Consider the following 22,551-nt stretch of genomic DNA (forward strand, 5'->3'; position numbering starts at 1 on the left):
CTTTCAGCTTTCCAGCTTTAAACTTATCTTTTACCTTTCCGCTTTCCTTCTATTCCCACCAAACCTTCTATTATTGCTCGCATTACGAGGTTTGCCGCTCATGTTTCCATCGCCACCACCTTTTTTGCCACCGCCGCCTTTCGATTGTGCTTGGGGTTTACGTTTCACTTGGTTTTTAGCCAACATACTTTCCCATGTTAATGGATAAGGATGGTTGTCTACAATCGGTAAGGTAATTTTTATCAGTTTCTGAATATCTAATAAATATTCATTCTCTTCAGCATCGCAAAATGAAATTGCATTTCCTGCAGCGCCCGCACGACCGGTTCTACCAATCCGGTGAACATAAGATTCAGGGATATTGGGTAAATCGAAATTGAAAACATGTGATAGTTGTTCAATGTCAATTCCACGGGCGGCGATATCTGTCGCAACCAAAATCCTTATTTTTCGTTCTTTAAAATCCGTTAAAGCCCGCTGACGAGCATTTTGAGATTTATTACCATGGATGGCAGCTGCTTTAATACCAGCATGAGCCAAATCCTTCACAATTCTATCAGCACCATGTTTTGTTCTGGTAAAAACCAAAGCCATTTCAATGGTTTTATCTTCCAATAGGTGAATAAGTAATTTTTTCTTATCCGGTTTATCAACAAAATAGATAGATTGATTAATGGTTTCTGCCGTTGATGAAATTGGTGTAACCTCTACTTTGGTTGGATTAGATAAAATTGTATTCGCTAATTTCTGAATTTCATCAGGCATGGTTGCCGAGAAAAATAAGGTTTGGCGTTTCGCAGGTAATTTAGCCACAACTCTTTTCACATCATGAATGAAGCCCATATCCAACATTCTATCGGCCTCATCTAAAACGAAAAGTTCGATAGTGCTTAAGCTGATAAAACCCTGGTTCATTAAATCTAACAAACGTCCGGGTGTTGCAACCAATATATCAACACCCTTTTTAAGTGCTTCAACTTGCGAAAATTGATTTACCCCACCAAAAATTACTAAGCGACGTAAATTTAAGTTGCTGCCGTAAGCTTTAAAACTCTCTTCAATTTGAATGGCAAGCTCACGAGTTGGTGTTAAAACTAGGGCTTTAATATTTTTGGTTGCTTTAACATTAAGGTGTTTCTCACTTAATAGCTGCAACATTGGAATAGCGAAAGCAGCAGTTTTACCTGTTCCGGTTTGTGCGCAGCCTAATAAATCTTTACCTTTTAATATAGTAGGGATGGATTGCTCCTGTATAGGTGTTGGTTTTGAATAACCTTCTTTCTCAAGGGCCTTTAAAATTGGCTCAATGAGGTTTAATTCTTTGAATAACATGTATGTTTTTATGTAATATTTATCGAAGAAGCTAGAACAATCATTTATTGAAGGACTAACTTGCGGAGAGAATATGCCAACAGATTGACAAGCCCTTATTCCTGCTTCGCCACAAAGATAACAAATTAAATTGGTGATGGGGAGATTGTATATTTTATTTCCCTAATGAGATTTTTTTTAACATGTGTAGGATTTGTCTATATAATCTGTATATTTAATAAGTTGTTTATATAATCTAACCAAATATATCATACAATTATGAAAAATAATCTACTCATCTCTGTAGGCTCTATTTCCTATATTTCAAAAACCAATATCTTTCGTATCAAATTCGATCGGATGTCATCGTGTGTGAGGCCTTGTTGTTGATTTGACTCTAGTCTAGAAAAATAAACGATGGCACAGATGTATGTACCGTCGCTATTACCTTAACTAATCAATTAAACTTATGACACAAAACCAATCTTTTGTTCAGAGGAGTTTTTTCCTCTGGGTACTGGCCGTGCTGTTTGCCGTCGGTGCTAATGCTCAAACCAAAATTACGGGTAAAGTAATTGCTAGTGATGATAAACAGCCTGTTATCGGCGCTAGTATCAAAATTAAAAACGGGACTGGGGGAACCAGCACAGATGCAAATGGTGTTTTTTCACTCAGTGTAAACCCATCAGACGTGCTGGTTGTTTCGTTTGTAGGCTACGCTTCACAAGAAGTAACAGTTGGTAGCCAAACCAATTTAACCATTACATTGGCACCTGAGAACAATAACTTATCTGAAGTTGTAGTAACTGGTTACACAACCCAACGAAAAAAGGATTTAACAGGTGCGGTTGCAGTTGTAGATATGGGCTTATTGAAAGCACAACCTGCTGCAAGTGCTGTTGAGGCCTTGCAGGGTAAAGCAACTGGTGTTCAAATTATCAATGATGGTGCGCCAGGTTCTACTCCGCAAATCAGAATCCGTGGAACGAGTACAATCAACAACAATGAACCACTGTATGTTATCGATGGCGTTCCGTTTGAGGGTAAATTATCTTGGCTGAATCAGAACGATATTGAAAGTTTGCAGGTGTTGAAAGATGCTTCATCAGCTTCAATTTATGGTTCGAGAGCAAATAACGGAGTTGTAATCATCACCACTAAAAAAGGTATAACCGGGCCACCAAGAATTACAGTTGATTCTTATTACGGAACTCAAGCGCCTCGCAAAGGAAGCTTTCCGCAAATGATGAATCCTCAGCAATATGCACAATATGTTTTTGACAGTTATACTAATGCAGGGAAAGCGATTGCTGCTGGGGCCAATTATGGCTCTGGAACTACGCCAACTTTGCCAGATTTCCTTGTTGCTGGTTCGGCTTTAGGACAAAACATTACGGCAGCAGATGCTGACCCATCAAAATACAATTACAGCAGAGATCCAGGTCTGTTTTATCAAATTACCAGGGCTAATAAGGCTGGTACAAACTGGTTTGATGAAATTACAAAAGCAGCACCAATCCAAAATTATCAACTTGGTGCTACAGGCGGCTCTGAAAATGCTACATACTCACTGTCAGCAGGTTATTTAAACCAAAAAGGAACAATTGAATACACTGGATTTAAACGTTATAACTTCAGATCAAATACAACAATCAGCGCCTTTAACAAACGCGTTCGTTTTGGCGAAAATGCACAATATAGCTATTCTGAAGGTTATGGTTTCGGTGTAAACCCGAATACTCCGGGTAGTTATCAAGATCAGGGAAGTGCTTTAGGTTGGGCATATAGAATTCCAACTATTATTCCGGTTTACGATATTAACGGAAATTTTGCAGGAAGTCGTGGTAGCCAGCTTGGTAATGCAGAAAACCCACTGGCGGTATTGTACAGAGCAAAAGATAACGTGAACAAAAACAATTTCTTCTTTGGAAATATTTTTGCAGAAGGTGATATTGTTAAAGGATTAGTATTGAAAACAAATTTCGGTTTGCGTTATGAAAACTATAATGGTTTATCAATGCGTTATCCAAATTTGGAGTTCTCTGAAGGAAACAATTCAAATAACTTAAATGAGTATCAAGGTTATAATACTGAATGGACCTGGACGAATACTTTAAATTATACGGCAACTTTTGGCGAAAAACACAGGTTAACAGCATTGCTTGGTACTGAAGCAATTCGTTCAAGATCAAGACAGTTAAATGCAGGTAGAAATGATTTCTTTTTATTAGGTGATCAAGATTACTATTACTTAAATACGGGTTCTGCAAACATTAGCAACTCGAGTACAGGTTCAATAGGTTCTTTATTCTCTTTATTTACAAAAATTGATTATTCATTCAACGATCGCTATTTAGCAAGTTTTACTATTCGTAGAGATGGTTCTTCAAACTTTGGTCCGGCAAACAAATACGGTTTTTATCCTGCCGGAAGTGTGGCTTGGCGTTTATCTGAAGAAAGCTTCCTTAAAGAATCAAAATGGGTTAGCGATTTAAAACTTCGTGTAGGTTACGGACAAACCGGTAACCAAAGAATACCGCCATATCAATACATTAACAGATACCAAAGTTCAATCATCAATGCTGCTTACGCCGTTGGCGGAGGCAACACTTTAACAACAGGTGTTTGGCAAAATGCGTATCAAAATGCTGATGTAAAATGGGAATCTTTAAAAGCATTAAATGTGGGTTTAGATTTTACCATATTTGATGGCAGATTCGATGGCTCGATTGATGCTTATAACAAAAAGACAACAGATATGCTTTACAACCTTCCACTTCCTGTAAGTGTAGTAGGAGGCGGTAGTGCACCTTTCGTAAATATCGGAGATATGAGCAACAAGGGTGTTGAGGTTAATGTTGCCTATCACTATGGCAGAAAAGCTGAAGACCCGTTGAAATTTGATATCGGTGTTAATTTCTCTAAAAACGTAAACAAAATCGACAGACTTGCGCCAGGAATTTTCAATCAGGTGTACGGTAATTACCGTAGTTTACAAACAAGCGTATTACAAGAAGGTGCTCCGTTTGGTTCATTTTACGGATACAAAACCAACGGAATTTACCAAAGCACTGCTGAGGTTACAACTGGCCCGTCTTATGCAGGTGCACGTGTTGGTGGGTTAAAATATATGGATATTAATGGCGATGGCGTAATCGATCCGAAAGATAGAACCATCATTGGAGATCCAAATCCTGATTTTACTTATGGTGTAAATCTTAATGCTTCTTACAAAAATTTCGATATTTCTGCTTTCTTATATGGTGTACAAGGAAACGACATTTTTGAAGCGACTCGTTACTTCACCGATTTCCCATCTTTTGATGGTGCAAAAAGTACAAGATTATTAGATGCCTGGAGTCCTAGTAACAGAACAAGCACAATTCCATCTGCATACTCAGGTGCATCAGATGTGGAGTTTGCTTCATCAAGTTATTATATTCAAAATGGTAGCTTTTTAAGGCTTAAAAACATTCAAATTGGTTACTCAATACCAACAAAAGTATTTGGATCAAAATCTGGTGTTAGCCGTTTCAGAATTTATGCATCAGCAAGTAACTTATTTACCATTACAAAATATACCGGTATAGATCCAGAGGTTACGCAGATTACAGATACTTTCTCTGCGCCAGGTGTAGATCAAGGTGTATATCCATCACCAAGACAATTTTTATTAGGTATTAATGTTGGATTTTAATTAAAAAGACGAGAAGATGAAACATATAAAAAGTATTTTCCTAATCACATTAATCTTTAGTGTAGTTTCCTGCAAGAAAGATTTCCTTACTTTAAACCCCCAAGCCGAACTCACGGCAGAACAACTAACCTCACAAGATGGTGTTGAGGGATTATTAGTTGGCGCTTACGGTTTATTAAACGGTAACATCAACGGAACATGGGGCAATTATGGAGCAGCGCCAAGTCAATGGTTATTTGGCGAGGTAGCTTCTGATAATGCACACAAAGGCAGTAGTAATGGCGATCAGCCAAACATGAATGCCATCGAGCAACATGCGCCAACCAGTACCAACGATAACCTTTCAAATTTGTATAACAGATGTTTTGAAGGCGTTCAACGTTGTAACAATACCCTTAAAGTTCTAGCTGATTTACAAGCTGGAAAAGGCACAACTAAATTTGCCGATGCAAGAGCAAAAGAAATCCAGGGGGAAGCAAGGTTATTAAGAGCGCATTATTATTTTTTCCTGGTAAGGGTTTTTAAATTGGTGCCATATGTAACTGAAGCCAGTGCAGGTGCTTTTGTGCCAAATGATAAGGACATTTATCCTAATATTGTTGAAGACCTTCAGTTTGCGGTTGCAAACTTAACAACAACCAAACCTAAAAATCAAAAGGGAAGAATGGATAAATATGCAGCACAAGCTTATTTAGGTAAGGTTTTATTATATCAGAAAAAATACGCTGAGGCTTATATTCAATTAAACGCAGTAATTACAGGTAAGGGAGATTTGGTAAATATGCCATACACCGATAACTTTGATATTACAAAAGAAGATGGACCGGAATCAATCGTAGTAGTTGAACATTCTGTAGGTACAGATGGTACAGGTGGCGATAATGGAAATGTTGGTGATATGTTAAATTTCCCATATGGAAGTGTTACCCCAATTAACTGCTGCGGATTTTTCCAGCCAACAATTGATTTAGCAAATTCATTCAAAGTAAACGCTGCAGGTTTACCCTTGCTAGATGGAAGCTATAGAACAAATCCATACATCTCTGACTTTGGATTAACAACTACACAGAAAGCAGCTTATCAGGTTGATAGAACTTTGGCATTAGACCCAAGAATTGAGGCAACAATTGGTAGGAGAGGTGTTCCTTATCGCGATTGGGGTTTAATGGGTGGCGACAGCTGGATTAGAGACGCAAGTAATGGCGGCCCATTCGTAGCCGTTAAAAATTCAATCGAAGCTTCGCAAATTGCATCTGGAACTGCACCAGGCTCTACAAATGTTACGGGTTTAAATGTTAACCTGATTCGTTTAGGTGATATTTATTTAATGGCTGCCGAATGTGCAGTAGAAACAGGCGACCTTCCAAGAGCGTTAACATTAGTAAATGCAGTTAGACAACGTGCTGCAAAAATTGTACCTGCAACAATTAACGGTACTGCGGCTGCGGCTTATAAAGTAAGTCCTTATCCATCATTTCCAAATGCTGATTATGCCCGTACTGCGGTTCGTTTCGAACGTAGATTAGAACTTGCAATGGAAGGACACCGCTTTTTCGATTTAGTACGTTGGGGTATTGCAAAACAAACACTCGAAAGCTATTTCGGCTTCGAAGGCAATTATTTCAACTATTTAAAAGGCGTAATTATCGAGCCAAGAGATGAATATTTCCCACTACCTCAAGATCAGATTGATAGAAGTAACGGAACGCTTAAACAACCTCAAGGTTATTAATAATAATTAAAATCTTTACAATTAAGGGCAGAACGAAAGTTCTGCCTTTTTTATTTGATTTATTTTTCTTCTTTAAATCTGCTGAAACAAAGCAGTGCAAGTAAGCACAATCCGAAACCAACAATACCATTTAAGCGCAATCCAAAATCGTTGCCGGGGTCTTTGCCATAAATGGTAAGCATGGCAAAAATTGCAATGCCCAATGTTTGTCCGAGCTTTACAAATAAATACTTAACCGCGAAAAACATTCCTTCATGATTTTCTCCGGTTTCAATCGTATCTTTCTGCGCAATATCGGCCAAAATAGCGGTAGGCAAAATTCCTAAAGCCGCTAATGGAAATGATGCGGAAAGTACAAGCATGTAAATCTGGGTGTGTGGCTCAAATGGTAATTTTCCTAAAAAAAAAATGGTTATAAAAATTAAGCAGAGCACTGCAAAAGCAAACATTACAAATGGCTTTTTGCCATATTTTGCCGAACCAAAATTAACTATCGGATAAAATAACAGGGAAGCCATAACCATAGCGCCCATAAATTTGCCACCTTCTGATTCAGGCAAACCCAATAAAACTGTACAGAAAAACAGCAAGCCGCTAGAAATTATACTTAAGGCGGTGTAAAATGCAAAATCAGAAACTAAATAATATTTAAAATTATCGTTTTTAAAGGTACTTGTTATTGCTGGCCAAAGTGGAATATGGGTTGGTTTGGCAACCGAAAATTCTTTTTCGTTAATAAAAAATATAGGTAACAGCATCACCAATCCTGATAGAATACATAAGCCCCATATTGCAATTTGTACGGCTTCGCTACGGTTGGCAACAGCAAAACTATTTTCAACCAAATCGGCAAAATTATTTGTACAGGCTGATAGAATAATACCGATTACAAAGCCCACTTGCTGATAGCTGGAAAGTTTAACTTTTTGTCTGGGGCTGTGCGTAACCTCAGCCAAAAGTGCATTATAAGGTATAATGTATGTGGTTACCGAAACAAAGAACAAGCAAAGCGTAATGGTAAGCCACCAGGCATTGTGTAAACTTTCGGCTTTTTGTAAAGGATAAAAAACCAAGCCGCAAAAAATTATCGAAGGGATAATCGCCCACTTCATAAAAGGCATTCTTCGTCCGTTTGGGTTTTGGCTTGCATCGCTTTTTGAAGCAATAAAAGGGTCGAAAATCGCATCAACCAATCTGCCTGAAGCTGCAATAATCGAAAGAATGTTAAAAGCACCAAATAAAACAAGCTGCGGAACCAAAGGAGGTAAACCGGCATTACTCGGCGGAAGATAAAAATACGGCAGCATCACAATGATAATATTCGTCATTGTGCTCCAGCCAATCATTCCGGCAGCATAAGCAATTTCCTGTTTTAAAGAGAGCGTTTTATTCATCAAATTAGTGTGGTATCTTTTTTTGGTAAAGCAAATTCCTGAAATATTCGGTTAATTCAATCCTGCTTTCCGTTTTATCCCGTGGATGTTTTAGTGCCAAACGTTCGGCAGAAAAACGGGATATTCACTTCAATCAGGTTTATTTTACGCAGGTAAATCTTACTATTTTCGGCTAATGGCTTAAAAAATCGTTCAGATTTATTAATAAGAATTACCAGTGCAATTTAAGGTTTTAATTTAACCATTTTGGAGAAATTTGCCATCTAAACCCGATAGAAACGAAAATCTCCCGATTTTTCATCGGGAATTGTAGTGAATAGCGGGACTATCGTAACCCAAAAGAACCACAATTGCTTTTCTAATTTAATACTTATCTCTGCTTAAATACTTTCGAAATAAAATAAACCGCTAAAAATCCAATAAAAATATACAGACCATTTAAAGCTGCATTCGGGTCATCAGCATAAATACTGAAGGCTACAAAAGTGTAGGCTGCAATAAAAATAATAGGCAAAATTGGGTATAACGGAACGGTGTAAATTGTTTTTTTATCGAGATGTGCCGTTCGTTTTCTAAGTATAAAAATGGTTGCTGCAGAACTCGCCATGCTAATACTTTCCAAAAAAATGGTGTAGTTTAAAATCTTATCGAAAGTTTTGGCGTAGAAAATGATGGTTACCGCAACTAAAGCAAAAACGGTTAAACTTACACTAATCACTTCTGTTTTTTTGTTCATCTTGCTAAACACTTTTGGTAAAGCGCCTTCTTCGCCCATGGCAAACATAGCCCGTGGATTGCTTAATAAATTCACGTTTACATAGCCCATAACGGAAACAAAAATGATAACCGAAAACATTTTAAAACCAGCCGGGCCAAATATTTTCGAGGCAAGAATGGCTGCAATACTCTCGGCAGTTTTTAACTCTTCGAAACCAATTACTTTTACATATACGTAATTTAACAGTACATAGAGGCTTACAATAATGCTCAAACCAATAATTATCGAACGCGGAATAACTTTTTTGGCTTCGGTAACTTCGCCGCCAAAATTAATGGTTTGTGCATAACCGGCGTATGAAAATGATACAGCAATTAAACATAAACCCAGAGCCTTTCCGTAATCGGCCCAGGTAGGCAGTGTATTGTGTTGAGTTTTAAAAACTGGATTTACACTTTGGGTTTCTGCCCCAAAAAATATTGCACAAATAAGTGTTAAAATTAAACCTATTTTAATGATGGTGAGTACATTTTGTGTTTTAGCACTCGCTTTTAATCCCAATAAATTAATTAAATAAAAAACTAAAATGGTTGTTATTGCAATTGCCACCCGATAGATTTCGGTTTGCATGTCAGCAGGTAAAATAATTTTACTCAAATATTCGGCACCAATAATTGAAATTGCTGCAACTGAAGCCGCACTCGAAATAAGCACAATACAATTAATAGCAAATGCAATGGAGGGATGGTAAGCTTTTGAGAAAATTTTGTAATAGCCACCAGTTACCGGGTAGCGTGAACCGATTTCGGCGTAAGTTAACGCACCACAGAAAGCTACAAAACCTCCGATAAACCAGGCAAGGTAAAATAATTCGGGTATTTGAGCTTTTGCCGCCACATTTACAGGTGTACGAAAAATACCCATCCCAATTACCAAACTCACCACAATCATGGATAAATCGAATAACGAAAGTTGCTTTTTGTTTTGCATTAAAGAAGTAAAATAAATATGGGTTGAAGATAGGGAAAATGTTTGATGGGAAATTGAAGGAATGTAAAATGGCAAGAGGTAAAATGGATAATGGAAATTTGTTGCTTTAACAGAATTGCTACTTGTCCTTCATCCATTTTCCATATTTTTTCCACGTTGGAAGATAAATTCTTTGAGATTGCCTATTTTAGCAGAGTTTTTCATCTGGATTGCAAACAATAAATTTATGGCAGAAGTAATTTACAACGACGATAGTATTCGCTCATTAGATTGGAAAGAACACATCAGACTACGCCCCGGTATGTATATCGGTAAGCTTGGCGATGGTTCTGCTCAAGACGATGGGATTTATGTTTTACTAAAGGAAATTGTAGATAACTCTATTGATGAGTTTGTAATGGGTACTGGTAAAACCATAGAAATTACAGTTTCCGAACAAAAGGTAAACATTCGGGATTATGGTCGTGGTATCCCTTTGGGTAAAGTTATTGATTGTGTAAGCAAAATTAACACTGGTGGAAAATACGATAGTAACGCATTCCAAAAATCGGTTGGTTTAAATGGTGTTGGTACAAAGGCTGTAAATGCACTTTCTACGAGTTTTACAGTTCAATCTTATCGCGATGGAAAAACGAAGAAGGTCGAATTCTCTAAAGGTGAAATCACCAATGAGCAGCCGGTAATTGATACCACTCAGAGAAACGGAACAGCAATTACTTTTTATCCTGATGAAAGTATTTTTAGAAACTACCACTACATTCCTGATTTTGTTGAAAGCATGGTTTGGAATTATGTATTCTTAAATACTGGTTTAACGGTAAATTTCAACAATCAGAAATATTTTTCAGAAAGGGGTCTTTACGATTTACTTTCTAAGTTTAATAAACCCGAAGAAATTCGTTACCCAATTATTCATATGATTGGTAATGATATCGAAATCGCCATGACGCACGGTCAGCAATATGGCGAAGATTATCATTCTTTTGTTAACGGGCAGCATACTACACAAGGCGGAACACACCAGGCAGCTTTCAGGGCTGCGGTTGTAAAAACCGTTCGTGAATTTTTTAAGAAAGAATTCGACGCTTCTGATGTTCGTTCATCAATTATCGCTGCAATTTCTGTGCGTGTGCAAGAGCCTGTTTTCGAATCGCAAACTAAAACTAAGTTAGGTTCGCAAAATATGGGCCCCGAAGGACCATCCGTGGCTACTTTTATAAACGATTTCGTTAAAAAGGAACTTGACGATTATCTGCATAAAAATCCAGATGTTGCTGATGCACTTTTAAAACGTATCAATCAATCAGAAAGAGAACGTAAAGACATCGCTGGAATTAAAAAACTGGCTAACGACAGAGCTAAAAAAGCATCTCTGCACAATAAAAAACTTCGCGATTGTAAGGTTCATTTTAACTCTACTCACGAGAAACGTTACGAAACCACCTTATTTATTACCGAGGGAGATTCTGCATCAGGTTCGATTACCAAATCTCGTGATGTAGATTGTCAGGCCGTATTCAGCTTAAAAGGTAAACCGCTTAATTGTTATGAGCTAACCAAAAAAGTTGTGTACGAAAATGAAGAATTTAACCTTTTACAACATGCTTTAAATATTGAAGATGGTTTAGAAGGTTTACATTATAATAATATCGTAATTGCTACCGATGCAGATGTTGATGGTATGCACATCAGGTTGTTAATGATGACTTTCTTCTTGCAGTTTTTCCCTGATTTGGTAAAGGCAGGCCATGTTTATATTTTACAAACACCACTTTTTAGGGTTCGTAATAAAAAAGAAACCATTTACTGCTACAGCGACGAAGAGCGTAAAAATGCGATAGAAAAATTAGGTAACAAGCCTGAAATTACACGTTTTAAAGGTTTGGGTGAGATTTCTCCAGATGAATTTGGTTTGTTTATTGGTAAGGATATCCGTTTAGACCCAGTGATTTTGAAAGACCAGACGATTAAAAGTTTGCTTGAATATTATATGGGTAAAAACACGCCAGACAGGCAGCAGCACATCATAAGAAATTTACGTGTAGAAAAGGATGAAATTAAAGAGGAGGCTAAAGTTATTGATGAAGTTGCGTAATTAAAACGCTTGCATTAATCAATATCTTGGAATACCTTTGTTGGCATTAAACATCTCCCTGTTGTTTGATAGATTTTCCTGTGATTTTAACAATTATGAATCATAATTTTTAAAGTCAATGCCCTTTAAATCTACCAGAAATTCTGCCATAAAATACTTAGTAATCGTATTTTTAATTTTAGTTGTTTTTGCAATAAGTGCAAGCTTATTCCTTAACTTTTCTAAAATACCGATATTAAAATCAGTTAATAAAATTGTTCAGGTTCAGAATGATTTTACAAAACTAGATAGCTGTATTTTTAAGTTATACAATGCAGAAAATAGCTGCAGAATGTATGTTGTAAGCGGAAACCGAGCTTACTACAACCAGTTTGTTGCCGAAATTAAAGAGGTTTCGGTGATAATGGATGCTATAGAATATAAAAGCCAAAAAGAAAAGGCTTTTCAGGTCGATAACTTCAATGATCTCATCGAGCAGAAGAAAATACGTACAAATCAATTTATTCAACTTAGAAAATTAGCCGATAGCTTAATTAATTTTTCTGTACAGGTTGATGATAAGCCACAATTAGTTGAACCCAAGAATAATCTGTTTACAACAAGGCAATTTAGAAGTATTGTAACTATTGATACCATAAAACCAACTGTGATTGTTGCACCTCGAAGAAAACTTTTTGGTAGAATTATCGCTGCAATTGGGAATAAAAAAAGCAAAAAGGTTGATAGTCCAAAATCTACGCTGGTAAAAACCGCTGTTTCGGCAGATACTTCCTCTGTTAGTGTTGCCTATAACAAACTTCAGCTTAAATTAATAAACGATTATTACGTTAAACTCTACAGACTAAATAAGAATTTAAAGGATAAGGAATGGCTTTTATTAGATGTAAATCATAAATTAATTGAGGCAATAGTTAGCAACTTGAACAAATACAAAGTAAATGAAAAGCTGTACTACGATACCGTCCAGGAAGATATAAATGTAAAAACCTTTAAAACGGTAGATAACCTTGATAAGTTTACCAAAGTCATGTTTAGTTTGGCCGTTTTATTATTGCTCTGCATAATTTATTCGATTTACAGATTGTATCGTAATGAAAAGGCATTAATTGATTATAGCAACAAAGCAAAGCTTTACGCACTTTCAAAAAGTAGGTTTTTAGCCAATATGAGCCATGAAATACGAACGCCTTTAAATTCTATCGTTGGCTTTTCTGAGCAATTAACCCAAGTCATTTTACCACAACAGCAGTGCGAGCAGGTTACCGCAATTCGAAAATCATCGGTGATGTTGCTTGATGTTGTTAACGATATTTTAGATTTTTCAAAGTATGAAACGGGAAAGGTAAGCTTTGAAAAACTTCCTTTTTCGCCGCAAGTTGCGATTTATGATGTTTTTGACAGTATGAAAATTCAAGCGGATAAAAAGAAGCTGGATTTTATTCTGGATATGCAAGTGGATAAAAATACGTTTGTGCTTGGAGATTCGCTTAGGTTGAAACAAATTGTGATGAACCTTTTAAGTAATGCCATAAAATTTACCAATAATGGAAAGGTAACGCTATCGGTAGAATTCCAGAGAAAAAACGAAAGAAATATAATTTTAAAAGTTAATGTTAAGGATACGGGTTTAGGAATTAGCTCGGTTGACCAGAAGATTATTTTTGATGAATTTGCTCAAGTGTATTATGCATCAACAAAAGAAAAACAACAAGGTACCGGATTAGGCTTGGCAATTTGCAAAAAAATAGTTGAGTTTCATGGCGGTAACATTTCCTTATCTAGTGAGGAGGGAAAAGGCTCGGTTTTTTCATTCGAAATCCCTTATCAAGTTACTTTTAAGCCGATTGAAACAGATAAAAAATCAGAGTTTTCTGTGGCTCAGTTAGAAATGCTGGTTGGAAAAAATATTTTGGTGGCTGATGATAACGTGTTGAATATTTTGTTGGCAACCACAATTCTCAAGAAATATAAACTAAACTTTAGTGCAGCAAGTAACGGTCAGCAAGCTTTTGAGCTTTTTACCGAGCACAATTACGACCTCATTTTAACCGATATTCAAATGCCGGAACTTGGTGGTATTGAACTTACGAAATTAATCCGTAGTTATGATGATGAACACAAACGTAATATTCCGATTTTAGGGGTTACGGCAAATGTTATGCAAGAGGATAGGGCAAAATACCTAAAATCGGGCATGGACGAGTTGGTTTTGAAACCCTTTCTTGAACAGGAACTCTTAGATAAAATTTTAAAGTTTATTTAGCACCCAAATTTAACCTTTGGGTGCATCAACCGTATCTTCCGGATGTTGCGGTGGTAGCACATCCACATTTTTTTCTACAATGGTGATTTTAGTAAAAACCGCGTATTTACTTGGTGCAATGCCGCCATCATATTTTTCGGCATAAGCTTGTGTAAATTCAGCACCGAAATACAAAATAACCGAGGTGTAATAAATCCAAAGTAAGATTACAATTATTGAACCTGCAGCTCCAAAAGCAGAAACTGTTGTTCCTTTTTCAATATAAATTCCGATTAAGTATTTACCCAAACTAAAAAGTAAGGCTGTAAATAGCGCACCAATTATGGCCGATTTCCACTTTATGTTTACATCGGGCAATACTTTAAATATTATGGTGAAAACTGCAGTTACAGCGGCCAAAGTTAAAACGTTGTTTAAAATGTAAATCAGTAATGCCATCGTATCATTCGCTACCGGAATTACTTCGTCAATATCACTTTGTGAAATTAATGAAACCAATTTATCTCCCAAACCAACAACTAAGCTATTTATCACCAACGAGACCAGCAATAGAAAACCCATCGAAACAATCAGTGAGAAAGAAAGTAACCTGTTCGTAAGCATTTTTAGCCAGCCTTTTTTGGGCATAGCTTTTACCTTCCAAATTAGGTTTATACTATCTTGTATTTCGATAAAAATTACGGTAGCACCGATAATTAAGGTTCCAATACCGATAATTAAACCAATGGTTGATTGTCCTGACTTGTTGGCATTTTCTACAAAACCTTGTATTTGAGTTGCCGCTTCTGGCCCAACCAGGTCGGTTATCTCGTTGAAAAACTTATCACGGGTTTTCATCGCTTCACCAAAAAATAATGTGGCTGATGCAAGAATGATGATAATGAGCGGTGTAAGCGAAAATATGGTATAATAAGCCAGTGCAGCACTTAACTTCATCACTCTATCTTCTGCAAAACCCTTTCCTGCTGCAACGAGTAAATGATATAAGGCAACAAAGAAGTTTTTAATCTTAGTCAGTAATTTCATAATTGATTAAAATGGGTAACCTATACCGATGTTAAAAATTAAGTTTTGTCTGCGCCAATCTTTATTTCCGAAGGAGATATCGTCAAATACCCATCTTTGTCCTTCAGGTAAATAAGGTTTGCGAACCGGAAATGCAACATCTAAACGAACCACAAAAATAGTTGCATCAACACGTAAACCTGCACCTGTACCAACAGCTAATTCGTTTAATGTATTTTTTAGCTTAAACTCCGAACCAGGTCTTAAGGGGTCTTCCTTGCGCAACCAAACGTTTCCTGCATCGACAAATAATGCACCGTATAAAACGCTGATAAGTTTAAAGCGTAACTCTGAATTCAACATTAACTTAACGTCACCACCTTGATCTGCAAAAAGTGCATTATCGTCAACTTTAAACGTTCCAGGGCCTAATGTTCTGGCTGGAAATGCTCGAATATCGTTACTTCCGCCAGCAAAAAACTGCCTAACGAATGGGAGGGAAGTACTGTTGCCATAAGCATAACCATAACCAACGTTTAAACGGTTTGCCCAGGTTATATTTCTGGTGATTTTATAATAGTCTCTTAAATCAGCTTCTAAACGAACAAATTGAGTGAGCGCTGTGTTAAAAAGAGTTCTTTGGCCTAAATCATTTTTAGGCGTAAATAAACCCCAAACATTACCCCCGGTTTCTATACCGCCAAAGAAATAAGTGTTATTTCTTCTGTTGGTTTCCATTTGGTTGGTATAGGTGAAATTGTAATTACTACCAATAATAAACTGATTTTCTAGGGTAGCTTTTAATAGTGGATTTGAATCATACAAACTGTCCCTGGTATCATCAGATGGAAATGATGTAGAAATGTAGCTCAATGATATCGGATTCAAATTATGTTCTTTATATTGATTCTCCTTAAAATTGTAACCAAACTGACCTTTATATGCCCTTAAGGTATATTCAGAACCACGACTTAGCATTTGGTATGAAAGCGATGCAATTGTTTTCGGGATAAATGCCGTTGTACTGTTCGGTTTATAAAAGGGAACGATAAATCTCGGAAAGGTTAATTTACCTTCAGCTGTAAGTGAAAGTGAATTTCGACCAAGTGAAGTTCCTCTGGTTTGCGTTTCAAAACCACCACTTACACTTACATCCAATTGTTCTGCACCTCTAAATAGATTTCTGGTGGTTTGCGTAACCTTAACTTCAGAACCAACAAAGTTATTCGATTTACTCGTTCCGGTAACGGAGAAGGTTAACGAATTTTTCTTCAATGGAGTTAAGTAAATATTTAAATCCAGCTGATTGTTTTTAAAACTGTCTACCGGTAAAAACTCTGCCCTAACATCTTGAAAGGCATTTATGTTAACCATTCTGTTTAAAGATTGGTTATGATCTTTACGGTTATACAATTCGCCTTTTTGAAAGAAAACTAAGCGATCAAATAATCTGGGTTTGAAAGTATTTCTATCATCATAGATGTTGAAATCGTGATATTGTAGCGGTTGCAGTTTCCTAAGTGATGAATCTCTTCTTAACGAATAACTCGGATAGATATTGATATTTTTGATGGTATATGGCTTTAAACCTGCATCTGGAGCAATGTCTTTTACCTTAACGGTGATGTTTACCAGACTTTTACCAATCGTGCTATCCACTTGCATAATCAGGTAATCCGGACTGAAATAGAAATAGCCATTTTCCTTTAAGTCGTTATCAATTCTCACACGTTCATTTTTGTAAACATCCAAATCATAATAATCGCCGGTTTTTAAAAGGGTTTTATCTTTATTTTGGTTGATGATTTTTGTTAAAACGCCAGAATCAGGTGGGAAAGTTATGGTATTGATTTTGTATCTATCGCCGGTATTTGCGGTGTAAATGGCTTTTGCTTTTTTATCTTTTACAACGGTATCTCCAGTAACAACTGCTTGTAAATAACCCTCACTAATTAAATAGCTGGTTAAAACATCATTATTGTACTTTAATTTTACTTCACTTAAAAGCACAGGAGGTTCGCCTTGTCTTCTCAACCAGTTTCTAAATCCTTTAGGTTTTTTAGGTTCGCCAGCAAGATTATAAATGGCCAGTTTAAACTTAATACCCAATAAAGATTTGTTAGGGCGTGGACGAGTTTTGCTTTCTAAATCAGCTTTAACTTGTTTTTCATCTTCAATTCTCCCGGCAGAATCCGGATTAATTTTTACTTCAGCCCCGGTGTACAAGGCCTGTCCTGGTTTTAAAGATTTTGTGCTACTACAACCCGCATAAACTAAACAGGCCAGTATAAATAAAATCGGTCTAGTTAGTTTTCTCATCTTGTGCTTTCTGTTCAATGTTTCTTGTTCTTCTTACTCTTTTCTTCTGAAATATTTCTCTGAATTTATTGTAATCAACTACCAGGGTAAAACCTAATCCGGTTTCTATAATCTGGCCTTGTACAATTACATCATTCTGGTTTCTTCGGTATGCCCTTAGTCTGTATCTTCCATCGGCCGATAACGCATATTCTACATTAACGTTTCCGGCAATATCAGTCGATTTTTCTCCCGGTGCCTGCGGCCCTTCAAGTGCAAATGAACTTCCTACCGAAACCGTTAATCTATCATTTAATAGTTTTTTAGATAAGCCAACTTCCAGATCAGTTTTTTGCTGTAATGAACCTGAAGAATAATCTTCTGACGAATTCACGCCAAAGTTTAAGTCTACACCTTGAATTAAATCAGAAGTTAAATTATTCAACTGCTCGGTCAATAATTTACTTACGCTTGAACGGGCGAGGGTAGAAACGCCGCCACCACCACCGGCTAAACTTTGGAATGGATTACTGGCGATAAATCTGTTTAACGCCAGTAAAGCAAAAACTTGCTTGTTTAACTCGCTTTCATCGCGATTAACATTATTTAGTTTAGCCCTGATGTCGCCATCTATTGCACCACCTTGGTTGGCTGGTAAATCTAATTTGAATGAAATAATCGGTTTCAGTAGTTCACCTTTCATCATTAAATATACCTGGAAAGGCAATTTGTTTTTAGCCAGGTAATTATCTGGTTGATTTAATAAATCGATAGGAGCAGCCAGTACTTCATACATGGCACTTAAATTTACATTGGCGGTTGTTGGTTCGCCAGTCCATATAATTGTACTTCCTTTTACTAGTCTGAATTCTTTTTTACCCAATGGACCAACCGATAAGTTATAAGAACCATCAACAATTTCATAGCGACCAGTTAAGCTAATTTTACCACTTGGGTCGATGGTTGCGTTTAGGTTCGCATCTCCTTTTACGTTTAAAGCGTCACCATTTGATGGGTCTACAACCACATTCAGCTCCGCTTCAGGGTCAACTGTAATATTGGCAACCAAATTCATCCCTTTTACTGGCGATTTGCTAATGCTATCTACCTTTAAAGCCCTTTGTCCGTTAAATGGTGGTGCATCTGCATCAATAAACTGAACAATTCCTTCCTGGTCGATAATCGAAGGGTCATTCGCTGGTAGTGCAAAGAAAAACTTTGTTCCCTTGTTTACATTTACCGACATGTTTACATCAGGTTGATTTAAATCGCCACGAACTTTAATATTACTCGTTAAAAATACCGTTCCATAAATCATCTCATTATCAGCTGCGGTAGAATTTATTGCCCTGAAATTATTCATGTTGATATCTAAACCGAAGCGATAGTTTTTAAAATCAGTGGTGTAAACTTTCCCATTGATGGTTGCTTTTTGATTTAAAGAATCAATCAAAGTGAAATTATTAAAACTGATGCCTTCATTGGTAAACGATATTTTTTCGTTCGGCATGCGGAAGTAAGAATTTACATAAGCAACGTTAATTCCGGCATTATTGAAAGTCAAATCACCCAAAATTCTTGGAGCAGTTAAAGCGCCTTTTACAGTCAGTGCGCCCGTTAAAGTTCCCGTTCCATTTTTCAGCTGACCTTGAGATAAACTCTCAATATTTTTCATCTCGATTTTATCGATGTTAACCGTTAAATCCAGTGCGCTCTGTGGTGCGGTGTAATAGAAACCATTCACCCTTAAATCGTGCACGCCGGTTAACGCAACATTTACCTCGAAAGCATTTTCTGTGTTATTGTTTACCGCAACACGTAAAGTGCCAAGTTGGTCTTTTTGGTAGCGCAGCTGATCAATGGTAAGGTTTGCTTCAAACTTTGGTGTACTGGCTAAATCTTTAACATTTGCAGTTCCGTTCAATCTACCACCAACTAAAGTGGTATCGGTTTCAGCAAACTTGGTTAAGGTTTCCAGTTGGAAATCTTTAAACTCTACCGTTAGTGGTGCATTTGGTTGTGTTGGGTTACTGTTAATAGCTAACGACTGTCCGCTGTTGCTAATCTGAAACTGGTTAACTAATATTCCTGATGCACCAAACTGAATATAGTTGTCTTGTGAAACGACCCACTTTTCGTAATCGAGCAACAGCTTTTCAGGGTCTAAGCTAAACTTAAAGTCTTTGTTTATCGATTGGAAATTACCACCAATTACGTACTTATTTTTAAGTTGCCTATCGCGAAGAAAAATATTTACACCTAGAATGTTGTTTGCTGCATCGCCACTAATTTCGGTATTAAATAATGCAATTGAAGGACTCTGTAAATGCTTTACGGTTAAGCCATAGTCGAGTTTATTATTATCATTGTTGATGTTTAAAACAGTCGTGTCAACTTTAAAATCGCCGTAAACAATTTGTGGGAAATTACCTTTGATTTGCAAACTATCTTTTTGCGTATCAATCAATCCATAAAATTGAGAGGATTTAAATACCGTTAACTCTGGTACGAATTGTTTGAGCAATTTAGAATCATATACCTGAACAAAGAAACGCATGCGTTGGTCTGGAATTTTCGTAACCTCACCAAAAGCATAATATTTATTTATTTCGTTGATGAAAGCGCTACCAATTTTTGTTAATTGATATTTACCATCAACTTTTGCCGATAGGATTTCTGATTTTAAGGTTAATTCATTTTCTGTGGCGGTAGATTTTGCTTTAACAGATATCGTATCAACAGCGATTCTTTGCGCATCTTTTACAACTTGTAAACCAGTAATATCAACCGTTCCGTTCAAATAATCTGCATCGGCAGTTGCTAAATCTACTTTAACCAAACCAGCAGCACTCAAAACAGTCGGACTAAAATTCAGTGCTTGTAAATTAACTTGCTTTAAATTCAAATCAGCCTTTACTGATGGATATTTGCCAGCTAAACTAACTTTTGCATCCAATGCGAAATTGGCATTACTATCGGGCATATTGCTTTTTATGGCTACATTTTGGTTGGCATAAGTACCCGATAAATTCAGGTTTCTGTAGGTATATTTATTGTAGTAAGCACTTAAAACACGGGCATTAAATTTTGCATTAATTTTCTTCGGGTCTAAACCTGCTCCGGCAACATTCGCTTTAACTGAAACGCGACCAAGTTTTGGCTGCATTTTAAGTAACCGACCAACATTAAAATTATTTAAACTAACATCTGCCTTATAACTTTCGCGGCCTTTTGGTCCTTTCATTCCGGCAACCAAAACTGCGCCACCCATATCCGTCTGGATATTCATATTGGTGTTGAAATCCGTCATCGAGCCCTTAAAATTTCCTTTTGCGTTAATCACGTTAGGCAATTCTATTGAAGGTGGGAGTGATTTTTTCGGAACTGCAACCAAGATGTCGCTTTTAGTAACGTAAAGTTTTTTAATGTTTAAATCGAGAAAGGTTTTGTTAATGTCTGGTAAACCTTTAGCCGTTCCGCTAATGTCGATTTGAGTGTTTCTTAATCCATTGATTTGCAACCTTGGAATATTCAGATTGTTTAAATAGCCATTAACTTCGGCATTCAGTTTTATCTTTTCATTGCGATAATTGGCTGGAATTGCATCACTAAAATATCCTGCATCTTTTAAACCAATGGTTGTATTTTTAAATGCTAGGTTCAATTTAACCTTTTCAGGATGTTTGGTTAAATCATCCATTGAAGTAAAATTCAACTCTGTCGCATTTTCGATATTTGTATTAGGTGTTTTTAAAACGAAATTACTCAGCTTAATTTGTTTATCGTTGTAGATTGCGTTTCCTTTCAACTCGTTTAAGGCAAAACCGCTTTTTTCTTTTAATGAACCATTTTTAACATTAGCAGTTATTCCATCGGCGCTGTAATTTACATCGCTTGCGCCAAATGCCAGACCTGTAATTTTTAGGTGGTTAAAATCCATGCCTTTTGCAGCAGGTTTTGCGCCCAGATTGTCGAATTGCAGGTTGTTTTCTGCAAGGCTGATATTTTTGATAATCAAACCCAGAGGCGATTTTTCAGGAACAACAGTATCTTTAACTTTCTTCAAATCATTACTTGGCGCAGGCTTAAACGCGAAAATGATATTCGATTTATTCAATCTCGCATCATCAACAGAATATTTGCTGTTCGTTAAATCAACTTTCAGATTCACCAAACCTAAATCATTAACATCAGCAATTGCCTTTGTTGTCGAAATTTGGTCGTCATAATTTACTTTTACATTCGAGAAAGCGAAGTTTTCTACTTCAATTAGGGGAAGTTTTCCTTGCTCTTTTTCGGCACTATCTACCGTGTTGGTAATGTGCTGAACTAATTTTACTAGTGGTTTTTGCTGTAAGTATTTGAGGGAAGTATTGTTAAGTGTTAAATCTTTAATTACGTAGTGCTGGTTTTCTAAATCAAATGTTTTCAGTTTAGTTTTAAAAGCACCCAAATAAAGTTTAACATCATTTCCGGCAACATCATCTCGATATGTTAAGCCAATATCCTCGAAAGACACCTTATCAACAGAAAACTTTAAGGCAGAGGTCGTATCCTTATCAACCTTTTCTTCGGGTTTTTTCTGGTCGCTCATAAAGGCATCCACCAAAAAAGAAAAGTTAAAAGTAGTATCCGGACTTATCCTTTTAACGTTGGCCCGTATATTTTTTAGTTCAATATTGTTAACCTCAACTGTGTTTTTTAAAAGTTTAAAAAGGCTAATATCAACGGCTAATCTTTCTGCATAAAGAAGCGTGTCTTTGTTTAAATCTTCAATATAAAATTTATTTAAAACAACATCTTTCGGTAAGGCTATTTTAATGCTTTCAAGCCTTACCTCTGTTTTAGTTTTGCCTTTAAGGTAGTTTATGGCTTTATCTTTTACAAAATTTTGTACCGCCGGAATGTTTAAGGATAGGGCCAAAGCAACCACCAAAATTATAACCGATGCGATAATCCATAATAATATTTTGAGACTTTTACGTACGTATTTATTCAAAGCGGAGAATGTTTGGTGTTTGTGAAATGCCAAAAACGTGCCATGAAAA

General features: G+C 36.6%; 9 protein-coding genes and 1 pseudogene. 4 read left to right on the forward strand and 6 right to left on the reverse strand.

Annotated features, from left to right (window positions below):
- Positions 1-30: 30 nt before the first annotated feature.
- Positions 31-1,332 carry a DEAD/DEAH box helicase gene (locus tag R2Q16_RS06375; RefSeq protein WP_316735888.1) on the reverse strand — a complete coding sequence of 434 codons (1,302 nt, stop codon included), beginning with the start codon at positions 1,330-1,332 and terminating at the stop codon, positions 31-33.
- Positions 1,333-1,780: 448 nt separating this feature from the next.
- Here R2Q16_RS06375 and R2Q16_RS06380 point away from each other — a divergent pair, with 448 nt between their 5' ends.
- Together R2Q16_RS06380 and R2Q16_RS06385 are read left to right on the forward strand one after the other, a co-directional pair.
- Positions 1,781-5,008 (forward strand): TonB-dependent receptor, encoded by a 3,228-nt coding sequence (locus R2Q16_RS06380; RefSeq protein ID WP_316735890.1) that lies wholly within the window; start codon positions 1,781-1,783, stop codon positions 5,006-5,008.
- A 16-nt stretch (positions 5,009-5,024) separates the two neighbouring features.
- The gene (locus R2Q16_RS06385; protein ID WP_316735891.1) at positions 5,025-6,740 is read left to right on the forward strand and encodes a RagB/SusD family nutrient uptake outer membrane protein; all 1,716 of its coding nucleotides are present in this window, start codon (positions 5,025-5,027) and stop codon (positions 6,738-6,740) included.
- A gap of 59 nt (positions 6,741-6,799) precedes the next feature.
- Here the strand turns inward: R2Q16_RS06385 and R2Q16_RS06390 are convergent, their stop codons facing one another.
- Entirely contained in the window at positions 6,800-8,134 is a 1,335-nt protein-coding gene (locus R2Q16_RS06390) for an MFS transporter (protein ID WP_316735892.1), read from the reverse strand.
- A gap of 370 nt (positions 8,135-8,504) precedes the next feature.
- Positions 8,505-9,842, reverse strand: a complete 1,338-nt coding sequence (locus tag R2Q16_RS06395; RefSeq protein WP_316735893.1) for an APC family permease — start codon at positions 9,840-9,842, stop codon at positions 8,505-8,507.
- A 226-nt stretch (positions 9,843-10,068) separates the two neighbouring features.
- Here R2Q16_RS06395 and R2Q16_RS06400 point away from each other — a divergent pair, with 226 nt between their 5' ends.
- Positions 10,069-11,937, forward strand: coding sequence for a DNA topoisomerase IV subunit B (locus tag R2Q16_RS06400; RefSeq protein ID WP_316735894.1), 1,869 nt, complete (start codon positions 10,069-10,071; stop codon positions 11,935-11,937).
- Positions 11,938-12,055: 118 nt separating this feature from the next.
- Positions 12,056-14,200, forward strand: coding sequence for an ATP-binding protein (locus tag R2Q16_RS06405; protein ID WP_316735895.1), 2,145 nt, complete (start codon positions 12,056-12,058; stop codon positions 14,198-14,200).
- Between the two features lie 9 nt (positions 14,201-14,209).
- On the opposite strand, the gene R2Q16_RS06410 is transcribed toward R2Q16_RS06405, so the two are convergent.
- The 3 genes and pseudogenes from R2Q16_RS06410 to R2Q16_RS06420 all read right to left on the reverse strand — a co-directional run bounded on the left by R2Q16_RS06410 (position 14,210) and on the right by R2Q16_RS06420 (position 22,502).
- Entirely contained in the window at positions 14,210-15,226 is a 1,017-nt protein-coding gene (locus R2Q16_RS06410; RefSeq protein ID WP_316735896.1) for a YihY/virulence factor BrkB family protein, read from the reverse strand.
- A 144-nt stretch (positions 15,227-15,370) separates the two neighbouring features.
- Positions 15,371-17,524, reverse strand: a pseudogene (locus R2Q16_RS06415) (BamA/TamA family outer membrane protein); the annotation flags it as partial.
- On the reverse strand, positions 17,508-22,502 hold the full coding sequence (locus R2Q16_RS06420) for a translocation/assembly module TamB domain-containing protein (protein ID WP_316735899.1): 4,995 nt from the start codon (positions 22,500-22,502) through the stop codon (positions 17,508-17,510). The gene R2Q16_RS06420 and the pseudogene R2Q16_RS06415, both read right to left, overlap by 17 nt.
- Positions 22,503-22,551 lie beyond the last annotated feature (49 nt).

Origin of the sequence: Pedobacter aquatilis (genome assembly GCF_032678425.1) — a bacterium.
Taxonomy (GTDB): Bacteria; Bacteroidota; Bacteroidia; order Sphingobacteriales; family Sphingobacteriaceae; genus Pedobacter; species Pedobacter aquatilis_B.